This is a genomic window from Actinomadura pelletieri DSM 43383, assembly GCF_003634705.1.
GTDB classification, from domain to species: domain Bacteria; phylum Actinomycetota; class Actinomycetes; order Streptosporangiales; family Streptosporangiaceae; genus Spirillospora; species Spirillospora pelletieri.
The window spans coordinates 683659-699022 of sequence record NZ_RBWU01000003.1 but is presented as its reverse complement, the minus strand read 5'-3'; the positions used below and the strand labels follow the sequence as shown (position 1 = coordinate 699022).

The following is a 15364-nucleotide window of genomic DNA, read 5'->3' as shown; positions in this document are numbered from 1 at the left end:
CGTCGATCCGCACGCGAAAAAATGCGTCGGCGTCGTGCCGGGGTCGGCCAGTACGATGGAACCGGTACACCAGGACACCAGGAGCAGACAGAAGGCAGGTCAGAGAGGCCGCAAGGCCGGGCTGATGGTCGAATCAACTCACACGAGGTCCACCCCCACCTCCACCCAGACGGGGCGCGGCGACCGGGGAGACTCGCACTCCCAAATCAAGATCGTGGTGCCGGACGACCATTCGATGGTGAGCCTGCTCGGCTCCCGGGACGAGCTGCTCCACGTGATCGAGCGCGCGTTCGCCGACGGCATCGACATCCACGTCCGCGGCAACGAGATCACCGTGACCGGCCCCGAGACCGAGACCGACCTTGTCTCCCGGCTCTTCACCGAGATGTTCGAGCTGCTGAAGGGCGGTACACAGCTCACCCCCGACGCCGTCGAGCGCAGCCTGGCGATGCTGCGCGGCGCGTCCGGTGAGCGTCCCGCCGAGGTCCTCACGCTGGACGTGCTGTCCAGCCGGGGCCGGACGATCCGTCCGAAGACCCTGAACCAGCGCCGCTATGTCGACGCGATCGACAAGCACACGATCGTGTTCGGCATCGGCCCCGCCGGTACCGGCAAGACGTATCTGGCGATGGCGAAGGCCGTCCGCGCGCTGCAGGACAAACAGGTCAACAGGATCATCCTCACCCGTCCGGCCGTCGAGGCGGGGGAGCGGCTCGGGTTCCTGCCCGGAACGCTCTACGAGAAGATCGACCCGTATCTGCGGCCCCTGTACGACGCGCTGCACGACATGGTCGACCCCGACTCGATCCCCCGCCTGATGGCCGCCGGGACGATCGAGGTCGCGCCCCTGGCGTACATGCGGGGCCGGACGCTGAACGACTCGTTCATCATCCTGGACGAGGCGCAGAACACCTCGCCCGAGCAGATGAAGATGTTCCTGACGCGGCTCGGATTCGGGTCGAAGGTCGTGGTCACCGGCGACGTCACCCAGGTCGACCTGCCGAACGGGCAGCTGAGCGGGCTGCGCGTCGTCCAGGAGATCCTCGACGGCGTGCAGGACATCCACTTCTCCCGGCTGGACAGCCGCGACGTCGTCCGGCACAAGCTCGTCACCGACATCGTCGACGCCTACAACCGCTACGACGAGGCCCGCGTCCCGCAGATCAAGCAGGGCGCGGCCGACCGCGGCGGGTCCCGCAAGCGGAGGCGGTAGTGACCATCGAGGTGCTGAACGAGTCGGGCGTGCCCGTGGACGAGAAGGCCCTCGCGGGCCTGTCCCGGCACGTCCTCGACGGGATGCGCGTCCACCCGCTCGCGGAGCTTTCGGTGCTGCTGGTCGACGAGGCCGCGATGACGAAGCTGCACGAGGAGTGGATGGACGAGCCCGGCCCCACCGACGTGCTGTCGTTCCCGATGGACGAGCTGCGCCCCGGGCACATGTCCGGCGGCGACGAGGACGACGAAGCCGACACCGGGGTGCTCGGCGACGTCGTCCTGTGCCCGGCGGTCGCCGAGCGGCAGGCGCGGGAGGCCGGACACAGCGCCGGGGACGAGCTGGAGCTGCTGTGCACGCACGGCATCCTGCACCTCCTCGGCTTCGACCACGCCGAGCCGGAGGAGCATCGGGAGATGTTCGGCCTGCAGGCCGAGCTCCTGGCCTCCTGGCGGGAGAAACGCGGCGGCTGATGAGCACCGCGCAGGCGTGGCTGGCGGCCCTGGCGGTGGGGCTGATCCTCATGGCGGGGCTGCTGGCCGGCACCGAGGCGGCGCTCGCCCGCGTGTCCCGCGTCACCGTCGACGAGGTCGTCCGGGAGGGACGGCGCGGCGCGAGGCGGCTCGCCGAGGTCGTCGCCGACCCGGCCCGCTACGTCAACATGGTGCTGCTGCTGCGCATCGGCTGCGAACTGGTCGCCACCGTGATCGTCGCGGACCTGTGCATCTCCTGGCTGGACGAGACCTGGCGCGCCTATGTCACCGCCGCCGCGATCATGATCGTGGTCAGCTATGTCGTGATCGGGGTCGGACCCCGCACCCTCGGCATCCAGCACGCCGACCGGATCGCGCTGACCGGCGCCGCCGTGATCCACCCGGTGACCCGGGTGTTCGGCCCGCTGCCGCGCCTGCTGATCCTGCTCGGCAACGCCCTCACCCCCGGCAAGGGCTTCCGGGAGGGCCCGTTCGCGTCCGAGGCGGAACTGCGCGACCTGGTCGACCTCGCCGAGCAGCGCAGCCTGATCGAACCGGTCGAGCGGGAGATGATCCACTCGGTGTTCGAACTGGGCGACACCCTCGTCCGCGAGGTGATGGTGCCGCGCACCGACATCGCGTTCGTCGAACGCGGCAAGACGTTGCGGCAGGCGATGTCGCTCGCGCTGCGCAGCGGTTTCTCCCGCATCCCGGTCGTCGGTGAGAACGAGGACGACGTCGTCGGTATCGCCTACCTCAAGGACATCGTCCGCCGCAGCCAGGAGCACCGCGAGGGCGAGTCGGTCGAGACCGTCGACTCCGTCATGCGCCCCGCCACCTATGTGCCCGACTCCAAGCCGATCGACGAACTCCTCCGCGAGATGCAGGCCCGCCGCATCCATCTGGCGATCGTCATCGACGAGTACGGCGGCACCGCGGGCCTCGTCACCATCGAGGACATCCTGGAGGAGATCGTCGGTGAGATCACCGACGAGTACGACCGGGAGACCCCACCGGTCACCTGGCTCCGCGACGGCGCCGCCCGCGTCACCGCCCGCCTGCCCGTCGAGGACCTCGCCGAACTCTTCGACGTCGAGCTGGACGTCGAGGAGGTCGAGACCGTCGGCGGCCTGCTCGCCCACGCGCTCGGCCGTGTCCCGATCGAAGGCTCCACCGCCGAGATCACGACCGGCGAGGACGGCCCGGTCCTCTCCCTCAAGGCCGAGACCATCGCGGGCCGCCGCAACCGGGTCGGCACCGTCCTCATCCGGGTGGGCGACCCCCCGAACCACCCGACACAAGCCAGTCGATCCTCACGCCACGGCTCAGCTTCCTCGTGACCGCGCGGATGTGACGTGCCGCCGCGTCGACCGGCTCGGTGGGTCGGTTGAGGTCCCGCCCGAGTTAAAGGGGCGGGGCGGTTGTTGCAGGTTGTGGAGGCGCCGTCGCCGTCCAGGTGTTGTGGGTTGCTTCGGATGGCTTCCGGGCATCCGTCGTGAGCCCGGCGGTCCTGGTGTCCCGGCTCGGGTTCCTCGTGACCGTGCGGGGAGCGACGTGGCGCTGCGGTCGAGCGGCTCGGTGGGTCGTGCGACCTTTGGCGCGGGGTGTTCGTGGTCGCACGACCCGTGAAGCTCGGTCAGTTGAGGGTTGTGTGGACGGTGCCGTTGGGGGCCGCGATGAGGATGGGGGCCTTGGGGCCCAGGTCGCGGACGGTGGTGACGTCCGAGGGCTGTGCGGTCTCCGCGGTGGTGACGAGGGCGGCGGCCTCCAGGCTCTCGGCGCCGCTGGACACGGCCATCGCGACGGCCAGCTGGAGGGCGGAGAGTTTGAGGGACGGCAGGTCGACGCTCGTCGCCGCGTAGGTGCGGCCCGTCTGGTCGCGGACGGCGGCGCCCTCGGCGGCGCCCGTCCGGGCCCGGGCGGACCTGGCCAGAGTGATGATCTTCGCGTCCTCGGGGTTCAACTCGCTCACATCCCAAGCGTACGGGCAGGCGCTCGCAAGTGAGCGGCAAGTGAACCGCATGGTCGTCCGGAGATGCTCGGAAGCGTTGGACCCCGTGGAGATGAACTGATGTTCCGTTCGCTTCACGACACGGGGAAGGTAGACCGGACGGGGGCGGCGGCGTACGGGGGTCGGGGGATACGCCGACGCGTCGCCGAGTGGTCGGTGATCTTCACGGGGTCCATGGCGATGCCCGCGTTGTGCGGGGCGGAGCCGGCACGGGATCCCGGTCGTCGCGACCAGAGGGATTCAGGACCGGGTCCGGTCGTCGTGATCATCCGGCCGTCGGCGGTAAGGGGGCTCGCCGGCCGCGCGGATGCCCCGTCGCGACGACCGGCCCGTCCCCGCGACGGGCCGTGTGCGGTGTGACCTGGCGGTTGTCGGTCGAGCCGGCTTCGGGTCGGTGCTGATCATGCTGAGGGCGGGAGGCCGGGCACGCGGAAAAGAGAGAGATGATCCACACGGTCTGCCATGTGCCGGTTAGTCTGGCGGCAAATGTCGACCGTGGTACGCGTGCTCGGGGCCTTCGGCGCCGAGGTGGCGGGCGCTCCCGCCGACCTCGGTGGCCCTCGCCAGCGCTCGGTTCTGGCCCGTCTCGTCGCCGCACGGGGTCAGATGGTTCCCGCCGACCGGCTCGTCGAGGACCTCTGGCCGGGGACGGCGCCGCCCCGCGCCGCCGCGGGCCTCCAGTCGTTCGTGTCGCACCTGCGCCGTGCGCTGGAGCCTGACCGTCCGCCCCGCACCCCGGCGCTGGTCCTCGTCACCGAGCCGCCGGGGTACGCGTTACGGCTGCCGGACGGCAATGTCGACGCCTGGCGGTTCGACGCGCTCATCGACGAGGCCGCCGACCTGCTGGACGCCGACCCGGCGCAGGCCCGCCGCCGCGCGGAGCGGGCGCTCGACGAATGGCGCGGGCCCGCCTACGCGGAGTTCGCCGACCTGCCGTGGGCCGCCGCCGAGGCCGCCCGGCTGGACGAACGCCGCCGTATCGCCGTGGAGATGCGCGCCGAGGCGATTCTCAAGGAGCGGCCCCGGCGGCGCGCGTCCGCCGCCGAGGCGGTCCCCGACCTGGAGGCGTACGCCGCGGCCAACCCGCTGCGGGAGGAGGCGTGGCGGCTGCTGGCCCTCGCCCTCTACCGCGCCGGGCGCCAGGGCGACGCGCTCGCCGCCTTGCGCCGCGCCCGCGCGACGCTGACCGAGGAACTCGGCATCGACCCCGGGCCCGCGCTGCGCCGCCTTGAAACCGACATTCTGGCCCAGTCGCCCGCGCTGGGTGAGCCCGATCGCGTCGAGGAGCCGGTCCGGCTCCGTCCGTTCCTCCGGCCGGTGCCCGAACCCGTCGACACTCCCGACGCCGTGTTCGTCGGGCGGGTCCACGAACTGGCGCGGCTGGAGGACGCGGCCCAGGCCGCGGTCACCGGCCGGGGCGGCCTCGTCCTCATCGCCGCGGAGGCGGGCATGGGCAAGACCGCGCTCGCCGAACGGTTCGCCCGGGGCCTCGCCGAACGGAACTGGACGTGCGCGTGGGGCCGTGCCTCGGAGACCGGTTGGGCACCGGCCGCCTGGCCGTGGGCCGAGCTGCTGCGCGAACTCACCGCCGCCGCGCCGCCCGAGCCCGCCCTCGCCGCGCGTCTCGGGCCGCTGCTGGACGACACCGTCACCGGACGGACCGACGAGGACGCCACCACCGGACGGTTCCGGCTCCACCTCGCGGTCGGCGACTATCTCAGCGGCCTCGCCGACACCGCGCCGCTTCTCCTCGTCCTGGACGACCTGCACTGGGCGGACGACGAGACCCTCGCGCTGCTCGCCCGGCTCGCCGAGCGGCTGAGGGACCGTCCCGTCCTGCTGGTCGCCACGTTCCGGCAGACCGAGGTCCCCGGCCGGCTCGCCACCGCGCTGGCCGCGCTCGCCCGGCACGAGCCGGTCCGCATCGATCTGGGCGGGCTGTCGGTGCCCGAGGTCGCCGTCCTGGTCCGCGGCCACTGCGCCGCCGACGTCGACGACGCGGACCTGTCCTTCATCGCCGAGCGGACCGGCGGCAACCCGTTCTTCACCCGGGAGACGGCCCGGCTCCTCGACGCCGAGGGGCTGCACGCCGCCGTCCGCCGGGTGCCCGCCGGTGTCGGGGACGTGCTGCGCCGCCGGATCGCCCGGTTACCGGAGTCCGCGCAGGCCGTCCTGCGGGACGCCGCCGTCGTCGGCCGGCGCGCCGACCTGCGTGTGCTCGTCGAACTCGCCGGAGACGAGGACTTCGTCATCGACGCCGTGGAGGCGGGCCTCGCGGGCGGCCTGGTCACCGAACCCGGGCCCGGCCAGATGCGGTTCACCCACGCCCTCGTCCGCGACACGCTCTACGACGGGATCTCCCAGGCCCGCCGGACCCGCCTGCACGGACGGGTCGCCGCGGCACTCGAACGGCACGCTCCGGAAGAGGTCGCCGCGATCGCGCACCACTACCTGGAGTCGGGCGGGAACCCGGCGAAGGCCGTCCGGTACGCGCGCCGCGCCGCCGAGGCCGCCGAGGCCCGCTACGCCCACCGCACGGCCGCCGACCTCTGGATCCGTGTCGTCGAGACGCTCCGCGCGGAGGGGCCGGAGGCGATCGGCGACCGGCTCGCGGCGGAGGTGTCCGCGATCCGCGCCTGCGCGCTCGCCGGGAACATCATGGACGCGCGGGAGTGGCGGCTCGCCTCCATCGCCGACGCGCGCGCCTACGGCGACGTCCGGCTGCTCGCCCGGATCATCGCGAGCTTCGACGTTCCCACCCTGTGGACCGGCCGTGAGTACGGCATCCTCGACGACGCCGTCGTCGACGCCGTGGAGGAGGCGCTCGCCCGGCTCCCGGACGACGAGCCGGAGCTGCGCGTCCGGCTGCTGACCGCCCTGGCGATCGAGTTGGAGGGCGAGCCGCACGACCGCGGGATCACCGTGTCCAGGGAGGCTGTCCGGCAGGCCCGCGTCATCGGCGATCCGGAACTCATCGCCGTCGCGTTGAACGGTGCCTACACCAACGCCTACCGGACCGCGGACGACCTGGCGGAGCGACGGCGGATCGCCGCCGAGATTCTCGAGCTCGCCACCGAGCACGACCTGGGCGTCTACCGCGTCCTCGCGCACCTGCAGATGCAGCAGACCTCGGTCGCCTCGCTCGACAAGGCCGCCGCGCACCGGCATCTGCGGGAGGGGGCGCTGCTCGCCGAGCAGTACGGTCTGCCCCTGCTGGCGGCGATCGCCCGCTGGGAGACCGGGTTGCTCCGCGCGTTCGGCGCCCCCGCCGACGTGGCGGAACGGGAGTACGCGCGGCTGGGCGAGAACAGGGGCAAGATCCAGATCTGGTCCAGCGAGCACAGCATGACGCTTCTCGGCACGTTCTGCCTGCGGCTCCTGGAGGGACGGGCCGGGGAGATGGTGGAGCAGACCGCCTGGCTGCGGCAGCGGTGGGCGCATGTCGGGTCAACCGCGGACGTGCACGCGCTCGCGCTCATCGGTCGTGGCCGCGTCGCGGAGGCCAGGAACGTCGTCGCCACGGCGGAACCGCTCCGCCCCGACTACTTCTTCGACCTGAACATGCCGTTGCGCGGCATGCGCGCCATGGCGCTCGGCGACCGCGACCTGGCCGAGGAGGCGTACACGGGGCTGCTCCCGTACGCGGGCCAGGTCAGTGGCGGCGCCACCGCCGGGGCCACGCTGGGCCCCGTCGCGCAGATCCTCGGTGACCTCGCCCGGTTCCTCGAACGTCCCACCGAGGTCGCCGCCGCCCACTACCGTCAGGCCGCCGACGTGGCGACACGCTTCGGCGCCCCGCACTGGACCGAGACGGCGAAGGCCGCCCTGAACCGTCCCGGCAGCCCCGCCGCCTGACCGAAATGGCGGAAGCCCACCGGCGGTGGGCGACAATGAGGGGGTGACGGCTCTGGGAGAAGGGGCGCCCGAGGGATACCGGGCGGGGTTCGCGTGCTTCATCGGTCGGCCGAACGTCGGCAAGTCGACCCTGATGAACGCCCTGGTGGGGACCAAGGTGGCGATCACCAGCAGCCGCCCGCAGACGACGCGGCGGGCCATCCGGGGGATCGTGCACCGCCCGGACGCGCAGCTCGTCGTCGTCGACACCCCGGGCCTGCACCGGCCTCGGACGCTGCTCGGCGAACGGCTCGACAGCCTCGTCCGGTCCACGCTGACCGAGGTCGACGCGATCGGTTTCTGCGTGCCCGCCGACCAGCCCGTCGGCCCCGGCGACCGGTACATCGCGCGGGAGTTGGCGTCGGTGCGCAAGACACCGGTCGTCGCGATCGTGACCAAGACCGACCTCGTCGCGCCCGAGCGGGTGGCCGAGCAGCTCCTCGCGGTCGGACGGCTCGGCGAGTTCGCCGACATCGTGCCGTGCTCCGCGGAGCGCGGCTTCCAGGTCGACCTGGTCGGCGACCTGCTGATCTCCCACCTGCCAGACGGGATGCCGCTGTACCCGGAGGGCGACCTCACCGACGAGCCCGAGCAGCTCCTCATCGGCGAGCTGATCCGGGAGGCGGCGCTGGAGGGCGTGCGGGACGAGCTGCCCCACTCCATCGCCGTGGTCGTGGACGAGATGACGCCCCGCGAGGGACGCGACGACCTCATCGACGTCTACGCGCACCTGTACGTGGAACGTCCCAGCCAGAAGGGCATCATCATCGGGCACAAGGGCGCCCGGTTGCGGGAGGTCGGCGCCGCGGCCCGGCGGCAGATCGAGGCGCTGCTCGGCAGCAGGGTGTTCCTCGACCTGCGCGTCAGCGTCCTCAAGGACTGGCAGCGCGACCCCAAACAGCTACGGCGGCTCGGGTTCTACGACTGACCCTGCCCGGGGTCGTCCGCCGGCGGTCGCTCGGCGTAGTACTGCCGGCCCGTGTAGTACTGCCGGCCCGCGTGGTACTGCGCGTGCGGCTGCTCAGGTCGGGGGCGGGTTCTCGAGACCCGTTCGCTGATGGGACGGGCCAGGCTGAACCCGATCACCATGAGCGACGCGATGACCGCGAGATACCAGCCGTAGCGGACGGTGATCTGGTAGCCGACGTCCAAACCGGTGCGCGGCAGGTCGTCGCGGACATCGCCGAGGCGGAGCACGAACAGGCCGCAGACCAGCAGGGCGAGCGTGCCGGGGATCGCGGCGAGGCCCCCGATCCGCGGGTCGCGTCCGGCCAGATCGCCGCAGGCCAGCGCGATCGCCACCACCCCGAGCACCGGGACGGCGAGGACCAGGTCGTCGGCGTCGATGCCCGCCACGCTGCCGAGGTCGCGGCCGATCGGCCGGCCGAACAGCTCGACGACGATCTCCGCCCGCGCCCACGGCATGAACGCCGACACCAGCAGCGCCGAGGCCGCGACGATCATGGCCGCGATCCAGGGCGCGCCGCGTCCCGGTGGCGTGACCAGGGGCGCGACGGGTGCGGTGTCCCCGGCGGGTGGCGGGTAGCCGTCGACGGGTGGCAGGAAGGACGGTCGCGCCCGCGCGCGTCCCGCGTCGGAACCGAGGTCACCGGTCATGGACCCAGCGTAAAGGCACCGCGCGCGTGGACGACGAAGGCCACGGCGGGCCGGGCGGTCGGTAGTTTGGAACGAGTCCGTTATGGGAGGAGAACCCCGGTGTTGCTCGTTTTCGGCCTGACGGCGGTGTTCCGTACGGTCAGCGAGGGCACATTCCACTGCCCGCGGTGCGGGGGTGACCGCGCCTACCGCCGGCGAACCGGACGACGCTGGGTGTCGGTGTTCTTCGTCCCGGTGGTACCGCTGTGGCGGCTCGGACCGTCGGTGGCGTGCCGGACGTGCCGCGGCCGGTTCCCGGTCTCGGTGCTGCGGACGCCGACCGCGCGGCACATGGCGGAGGCCCTCGCCACGGGGATGCGGGCGGCGGCGGCCCTGGTCCTGCGCGCCGGTGACCCCGCCGACGCGGCCGCCCGCGCCCGGGCCGCCGAGACGGTCACCGGCTACGGCGACCCCGGGTACGGCGGGAACGACATCGACGCCGACCTCACGCTGCGACGGACGTTCCTGGAGCGGGACGTCGCCACCGCCGGCGCCCACCTCGGCGTGGAGGCCAAGGAGTGGTTCCTCGCCCAGGCCGTCCGGATCGGCCTCGCGGGCGGGTCGCTCCGCGACGGGCAGCGGCGGGAACTGCACGGCATCGCGGACCTGCTCGGCATGTCTCCCGCCTACGCGCTGGGTGTGATCGTGACCACCGAGGGAGCGGCCCGCTGACCGCGGAACCCGCCCCGACGGCCGCGTGACCTGCGAGTCCGTCGTCTCACCATCCGGACGCCGCGTTACCGCACCGCCGTTGCGATCTGTTAACTTGGCGAGCGTGTCGTGTGAGCTGCTCCTCCTTAGCGGCCGCAGCGGGGGCCAGTAACAGGCCGGCTCCCTCGCTGCGGGACTGCGTCGTGCACGTCGGCCGCGAGGTTCGAGCAGAAAGATCTCCACGGATGTATCCGCAACAGCAACCCTCCGGTATGCCCGTCCACCGCTACCGCCCGTTCACCCCGGTCAAGCTCACCGACCGCACCTGGCCTGACACCGTCATCACCGAGGCGCCGCGCTGGTGCGCGGTCGACCTGCGCGACGGCAACCAGGCCCTGATCGATCCGATGGACGCCGACCGCAAACTGCGGATGTTCGAGCTGCTCGTCCGGATGGGCTACAAGGAGATCGAGGTCGGATTCCCGGCGGCCAGCCAGACCGACTTCGACTTCGTCCGGCAGATCATCGAGGAGGACCGCGTCCCCGACGACGTGGTGATCCAGGTGCTGACCCAGGCCCGTCCCGAGCTGATCGAGCGGACCTTCGAGTCGCTGCGCGGCGCCGGGCAGGCGATCGTCCACCTGTACAACTCCACCAGCACGCTGCAACGCCGCGTCGTGTTCGGGCAGGACCGCGACGGCATCACCGCGATCGCCGTCGAGGGCGCGAAGCTGTGCGCCAAGCTCGCCGAGGACATGGGCGACACGCGGATCCACTTCCAGTACTCGCCCGAGTCGTTCACCGGCACCGAACTGGAGTACGCCGTCGAGGTCTGCAACGCCGTCAACGACGTGTGGCGTCCCACCACCGACCGCAAGGTCATCGTGAACCTGCCCGCCACCGTCGAGATGGCCACCCCGAACGTCTACGCCGACCAGATCGAGTGGATGAGCCGGAACCTGGCCTACCGCGACTCGGTGATCCTGTCCCTGCACCCGCACAACGACCGCGGCACCGCCGTCGCCGCCGCCGAGCTGGGCTACCTGGCGGGCGCCGACCGCATCGAGGGCTGCCTGTTCGGCAACGGCGAGCGCACCGGGAACGTGTGCCTGGTCACGCTGGGCCTGAACCTGTTCACCCAGGGCGTCGACCCGCAGATCGACTTCTCCGACATCGACGAGATCCGCCGCACCGTCGAGTACTGCAACCAGCTGCCCGTCCACGAACGGCACCCCTACGGCGGCGACCTGGTGTACACCGCGTTCTCCGGCTCCCACCAGGACGCCATCAACAAGGGCCTGGACCATCTGCGGCGCGACGCCGAGTCGGCCGGCGTACCGGTGGACGAGTACCGCTGGGAGGTCCCGTACCTGCCGATCGACCCGCACGACGTCGGCCGGACGTACGAGGCCGTGATCCGCGTCAACAGCCAGTCCGGCAAGGGCGGCGTCGCCTACATCATGAAGACCGAGCACTCCCTGGAGCTGCCGCGCCGCCTCCAGATCGAGTTCTCCCGGGTCGTCCAGCGGCACACCGACGACGAGGGCGGCGAGGTCACCGCCGAGCTGATGTGGGACATCTTCCAGGAGGAGTTCCTGACCGGCGGCCCCCGCGTCGGCCTGCTGGCCCACCGCACCACGTCACGGGTGGACGAGAAGGACGCCCTGAGCTGCGACATCCGCCTGGACGGTGAGATCCGCGAGATCGCGGGCGTCGGCAACGGCCCCGTCTCGGCGTTCGAGGACGCCCTCGCCGGCGTCGGAATCGGCGTCCGCGTCCTGGACTACGCCGAACACGCCATGAGCGCCGGCGGCGACGCCCGCGCCGCCGCCTACGTCGAATGCGACGTCCGCTTCGGTGACGGCGACGGCGACGGCACCACCGTCTGGGGCGTGGGAATCGACGGCAACATCGTCACCGCCTCCCTGAAGGCGATCCTGTCCGCCGTCAACCGCGTAGCCCGCACCCAGTCAACCTGACAGAACCGGACCCGAGGGCCGCGAGCAACACCCCGCCCGCGGCCCTCCCGCCGGGTCGTGGCAAGACCGGTCTTGCCGCCCGCGTCCTGACGATGTGACCAACCGGCCAGCGCTGAGGGCCGCGAGCAGCGACTTGCGCGCGGCCCGTCCTGGACTGCCTTGTCTGAGTAGTCGTTGGATCTTCGGGATGGTCTTGTCGTTCGTGTCTTGGTGATGTGACCTGGGACGTCGGGTCGCAGAGCCGCGAGGAGCAACTCGCTGCGGCCCCCCGAACTGCCTTCGGGAGTGGGCCGCGCGGCGGGCGGGTGCCGAGTGCGTGTTCGGCTTGCCGTGTCCGTGCGGGCCGGGAGTCGCTGCGAGCGGCGCGCCGGGCGTGCCGCTCGCAGCTCGACGTGGTCGTGTGGTCAGACGCGGCCGAGGACGTGGTGGACGAGTTCGCGCAGCGGGCCGTGGAGTTGGGCCTCGCCGACGGTGGTGCGGTCGCCGTCGATGTCGATCTCGTACAGGAACTGGTCGGGGATTCGGCCCGGTGGCGGGATCGCCCTCAGGTCCACGCGGCCGACGAGTCGGGTGAGCATGGGATCACTGGCGCTGTCGGATTCGGCGCGCCGTTCGATCCCCGCGAATCCCCCGCTGCGGACGACTGTCACTCTCACTGTGCTATCCGTTCGCCTCCATGGGGACACCTACCCCCGTCCAGGCCCGGCTCACCGCCTTCGTCTCGACCGAGTCCGTCCCGTACAGGCGGGTCGCGGAGCGAACCGTCGCGGCGGCGAACCCGGCGAAGTCGACGTCGGTGGCCAGAGCACCGCCGGTGAGAGTGTCGTACCAGATCCGGCCCGCGTTCTCCCATGCGTTGCCGCCGATCGCGGTTGCGGCGAGGTAGAAGGCACGGTTAGGGATGCCCGAATTGAGATGGACTCCTCCGTTGTCGCGGTAGGTCTCCACATAGTGGTCCATGTGGGCCGGCTGTGGGTCCTTGCCGAGGGCCGGGTCGTCGTAGGCGGTGCCGGGCTCCTTCAGGGAGCGAAGCGCGACGCCGTGGACGCCCGGTGCGAGCAGGCCCTCACCGATGAGCCAGTCGGCCCGGTCGGCGGTGTGCCCGAGGTGCCACTGCTTGATGAGGGAGCCGAACACGTCCGAGACGGACTCGTTGAGGGCGCCGGACTGGCCGTAGTACTCCAGGTTCGCGGTGTACTGCGTGATGCCGTGGGTGAGTTCGTGGCCGGTGACGTCGAGCGGCCCGGTGAACGCGGTGAACACGGTTCCGTCGCCGTCCCCGTAGACCATCTGTTCGCCGTTCCAGAACGCGTTGCCGTAGTCGTCGCCGTAGTGGACGGTCGAGACCAGCGGCAGGCCCGCGCCGTCGATGGAGTCGCGCCGGTACGCGGCCTCGAAGAAGTCGAAGGTGACGCCGAGCCAGTCGTAGGCCTGGTCGACGCTCTCGTCTCCGGTGGCGGGCGCTCCCTCGGCCCGGACCGTCCGGCCGGGCAGCCGCTCGCGATGCTCCGCGTCGTTGATCGTCCGGTGGGGGACGAAGTCCTCGCTGGGGGAGGGAGCGGTGGCGGGAGCGGTCCGGCGCTCGATGGCCTGCGCCGAACTGAGGGCCAGGGTACGGCGGGCGCGGTCGCGCAGGGCCGGATCGTCGGCGTCGCGGGCGAGGCGCTCAAGCATGTGCGGCGGCACGATGTGGCATCTCATGCCACAACGCTGCCAGGCCGGTGGGGTTCCGGCCACGCCTTCTCTCATGACGCCGCGGCCGAATCCGGTCACGATACGTGATCGTATTGCCACGCGCGGGAGGCGGCGGGGAGACTTGTGGAGATCGTGGGGAGATGCCCCGACTCGACGCCGGGGCATGGGGTGACGTGCGTCAGAATGAACGGGTGACCCTCTACCGCGACGAAGGCATCGTCCTGCGCACCCAGAAGCTGGGCGAGGCCGATCGCATCGTGACGGTGCTGACCCGGCGCGGCGGCCGGATCCGCGCCGCGGCGAAGGGAGTCCGTAAGACCAGATCCCGGTTCGGGGCGCGCCTGGAGCCGTTCACGCACGTGGACCTCCAACTGTACGAGCGGCGCTCCCTCGACCTGATCACGCAGGCGGAGACGGTGCGCCCGTACGGGGAGGCGCTCGTCTCCGACTATCCCCGCTACACCGCGGGGACGGCGATGCTGGAGACCGCGGAGAAGCTCACCAGCGAGGAGGGCGAGCCCGCGCTGCGGCAGTTCCTCCTCCTCGTCGGCGGGCTGCGCACGCTCGCCGAACGCGGCCACGACCCGCGGCTCGTCCTGGACGCGTTCCTGCTGCGCTCGCTGTCGGTCGCCGGGTGGGCGCCCGCGCTCGACGAGTGCTGCCGCTGCGGCGACCGCGGCGGCCTGCGCGGGTTCGCCATCGCGGCGGGCGGCGCGGTCTGCGCGAACTGCCGCCAGCCGGGCGCCGCGACCCCGGCGCCTCCGACGTTCGCCCTGATGCTGGCGCTGCTGCGCGGCGACTGGGAGTACGCCGACGCCAGCGAGCAGCGCCACCGGACGGAGACCAGCGGCCTCATCGCCGCCTACCTCCAGTGGCATCTGGAGCACGGGATCCGCTCCCTGCGCCATGTGGAGCGCGAGGAGACGATCGAGGACGACACCACCAGGGAGAGAGTTTGAGAAGGGCCGTTTCGCCTCCGGAGCCGCATCAGGACGGCGCCGTCCCACCCCCGATCCCGGCGGACCTGGTGCCGCGGCACGTCGCCATCGTCATGGACGGCAACGGCCGGTGGGCCAAGGAGCGCGGGCTGCCCCGCACCGAGGGGCACAAGCGCGGCGAGGACTCGCTCTTCGACGTGATCATGGGGGCGATCGAACTCGGCGTCCCCTACCTGTCTGCGTACGCGTTCTCCACCGAGAACTGGAAGCGGTCGCCGGACGAGGTGCGTTTTCTCATGGGCTTCAACCGTGAGGTGATCCGCCGCCGCCGCGACCAGCTCCACTCGATGGGCGTCCGCGTCCGCTGGGCGGGCCGCCGCCCGCGGCTGTGGCGCAGCGTCATCAGGGAACTGGAGACGGCGGAGGAGATGACGCGCGACAACGACGTCCTGACCCTCCAGTTCTGCGTGAACTACGGCGGCCGCGCCGAGATCGCCGACGCCGCCGCGGCCCTCGCCCGCGACGTCCGGGCCGGCCGGCTCAACCCCGACAAGATCACCGAGAAGGTGTTCGCCCGCTACCTGGACGAACCCGGCATCCCCGACGTGGACCTGTTCCTGCGCTCGTCCGGGGAGCAGCGCACGTCCAACTTCCTGCTGTGGCAGTCGGCGTACGCGGAGATGGTCTTCCTCGACACGCTCTGGCCCGACTTCGACCGCCGCCACCTCTGGCACGCCTGCGAAATCTACGCCTCCAGAGACCGCCGCTACGGGGGAGCTGTGCCCAATGCAGTGCACTCCTCCTTCGGGCCTGGCGGCCCTCCATTGTCGTGAACTGCGTGCGATCGCTGGCAT

Annotated in this window: 13 protein-coding genes; 9 read left to right on the top strand and 4 right to left on the bottom strand. The window is 71.7% G+C overall.

All coding sequences use genetic code 11. From position 1 onward, the window contains the following. Positions 1 to 124 precede the first annotated feature (124 nt). From BZB76_RS16425 to BZB76_RS16415, 3 genes are read left to right on the top strand one after another with little or no spacing between them, the layout of a single operon-like run. Complete coding sequence (locus BZB76_RS16425; RefSeq protein ID WP_121435215.1) at positions 125 to 1213, top strand: PhoH family protein; 1089 nt, start codon at positions 125 to 127, stop codon at positions 1211 to 1213. Continuing rightward, the gene (gene ybeY, locus BZB76_RS16420; RefSeq protein ID WP_121435214.1) at positions 1213 to 1686 is read left to right on the top strand and encodes an rRNA maturation RNase YbeY; all 474 of its coding nucleotides are present in this window, start codon (positions 1213 to 1215) and stop codon (positions 1684 to 1686) included. The genes BZB76_RS16425 and ybeY overlap by 1 nt, the downstream gene beginning before the upstream one ends. Further along, the gene (locus BZB76_RS16415; RefSeq protein WP_211343027.1) at positions 1686 to 3026 is read left to right on the top strand and encodes a hemolysin family protein; all 1341 of its coding nucleotides are present in this window, start codon (positions 1686 to 1688) and stop codon (positions 3024 to 3026) included. The genes ybeY and BZB76_RS16415 overlap by 1 nt, the downstream gene beginning before the upstream one ends. Before the next feature lie 296 nt (positions 3027 to 3322). Here the strand turns inward: BZB76_RS16415 and BZB76_RS16410 are convergent, their stop codons facing one another. Then, on the bottom strand, positions 3323 to 3658 hold the full coding sequence (locus tag BZB76_RS16410; protein ID WP_211343026.1) for a cytidine/deoxycytidylate deaminase family protein: 336 nt from the start codon (positions 3656 to 3658) through the stop codon (positions 3323 to 3325). Between the two features lie 525 nt (positions 3659 to 4183). Between BZB76_RS16410 and BZB76_RS35295 the strand changes: the two genes are divergently transcribed. Together BZB76_RS35295 and era are read left to right on the top strand one after the other, a co-directional pair. After that, the gene (locus tag BZB76_RS35295) at positions 4184 to 7552 is read left to right on the top strand and encodes an ATP-binding protein (protein WP_211343025.1); all 3369 of its coding nucleotides are present in this window, start codon (positions 4184 to 4186) and stop codon (positions 7550 to 7552) included. 43 nt (positions 7553 to 7595) lie between these two features. Continuing rightward, a complete protein-coding gene (gene era / locus BZB76_RS16400; RefSeq protein WP_121435525.1) occupies positions 7596 to 8519 on the top strand; it encodes a GTPase Era in 924 nt (307 codons plus the stop codon). Here era and BZB76_RS16395 read toward each other — a convergent pair. Then, on the bottom strand, positions 8510 to 9208 hold the full coding sequence (locus BZB76_RS16395) for a hypothetical protein (RefSeq protein WP_121435213.1): 699 nt from the start codon (positions 9206 to 9208) through the stop codon (positions 8510 to 8512). The genes era and BZB76_RS16395 overlap by 10 nt on opposite strands. A 99-nt stretch (positions 9209 to 9307) precedes the next feature. Here BZB76_RS16395 and BZB76_RS16390 point away from each other — a divergent pair, with 99 nt between their 5' ends. Next, positions 9308 to 9919, top strand: coding sequence for a hypothetical protein (locus tag BZB76_RS16390; RefSeq protein ID WP_121435212.1), 612 nt, complete (start codon positions 9308 to 9310; stop codon positions 9917 to 9919). Between the two features lie 224 nt (positions 9920 to 10143). Beyond that, positions 10144 to 11877 carry a 2-isopropylmalate synthase gene (gene leuA, locus BZB76_RS16385; protein WP_121435211.1) on the top strand — a complete coding sequence of 578 codons (1734 nt, stop codon included), beginning with the start codon at positions 10144 to 10146 and terminating at the stop codon, positions 11875 to 11877. A 404-nt stretch (positions 11878 to 12281) separates the two neighbouring features. Here the strand turns inward: leuA and BZB76_RS16380 are convergent, their stop codons facing one another. Continuing rightward, positions 12282 to 12533, bottom strand: a complete 252-nt coding sequence (locus tag BZB76_RS16380) for a protealysin inhibitor emfourin (protein ID WP_246006985.1) — start codon at positions 12531 to 12533, stop codon at positions 12282 to 12284. Between the two features lie 4 nt (positions 12534 to 12537). After that, positions 12538 to 13578 (bottom strand): M4 family metallopeptidase, encoded by a 1041-nt coding sequence (locus BZB76_RS16375; protein ID WP_121435209.1) that lies wholly within the window; start codon positions 13576 to 13578, stop codon positions 12538 to 12540. A gap of 185 nt (positions 13579 to 13763) precedes the next feature. Here BZB76_RS16375 and recO point away from each other — a divergent pair, with 185 nt between their 5' ends. Further along, positions 13764 to 14531, top strand: a complete 768-nt coding sequence (gene recO, locus BZB76_RS16370; RefSeq protein WP_121435208.1) for a DNA repair protein RecO — start codon at positions 13764 to 13766, stop codon at positions 14529 to 14531. After that, positions 14528 to 15343, top strand: coding sequence for an isoprenyl transferase (locus tag BZB76_RS16365; protein WP_121435207.1), 816 nt, complete (start codon positions 14528 to 14530; stop codon positions 15341 to 15343). Before recO ends, BZB76_RS16365 begins: the two co-directional genes overlap by 4 nt. Positions 15344 to 15364: the final 21 nt, after the last annotated feature.

Coding starts and splice junctions, on each gene's coding strand:
- BZB76_RS16425 (WP_121435215.1), top strand. CDS start 125: ATGGTCGAATCAACTCACACGAGGTCCACCCCCACCTCCACCCAGACG.
- BZB76_RS16415 (WP_211343027.1), top strand. CDS start 1,686: ATGAGCACCGCGCAGGCGTGGCTGGCGGCCCTGGCGGTGGGGCTGATC.
- BZB76_RS35295 (WP_211343025.1), top strand. CDS start 4,184: ATGTCGACCGTGGTACGCGTGCTCGGGGCCTTCGGCGCCGAGGTGGCG.
- BZB76_RS16395 (WP_121435213.1), bottom strand. CDS start 9,208: ATGACCGGTGACCTCGGTTCCGACGCGGGACGCGCGCGGGCGCGACCG.
- leuA (WP_121435211.1), top strand. CDS start 10,144: ATGTATCCGCAACAGCAACCCTCCGGTATGCCCGTCCACCGCTACCGC.
- BZB76_RS16375 (WP_121435209.1), bottom strand. CDS start 13,578: ATGAGATGCCACATCGTGCCGCCGCACATGCTTGAGCGCCTCGCCCGC.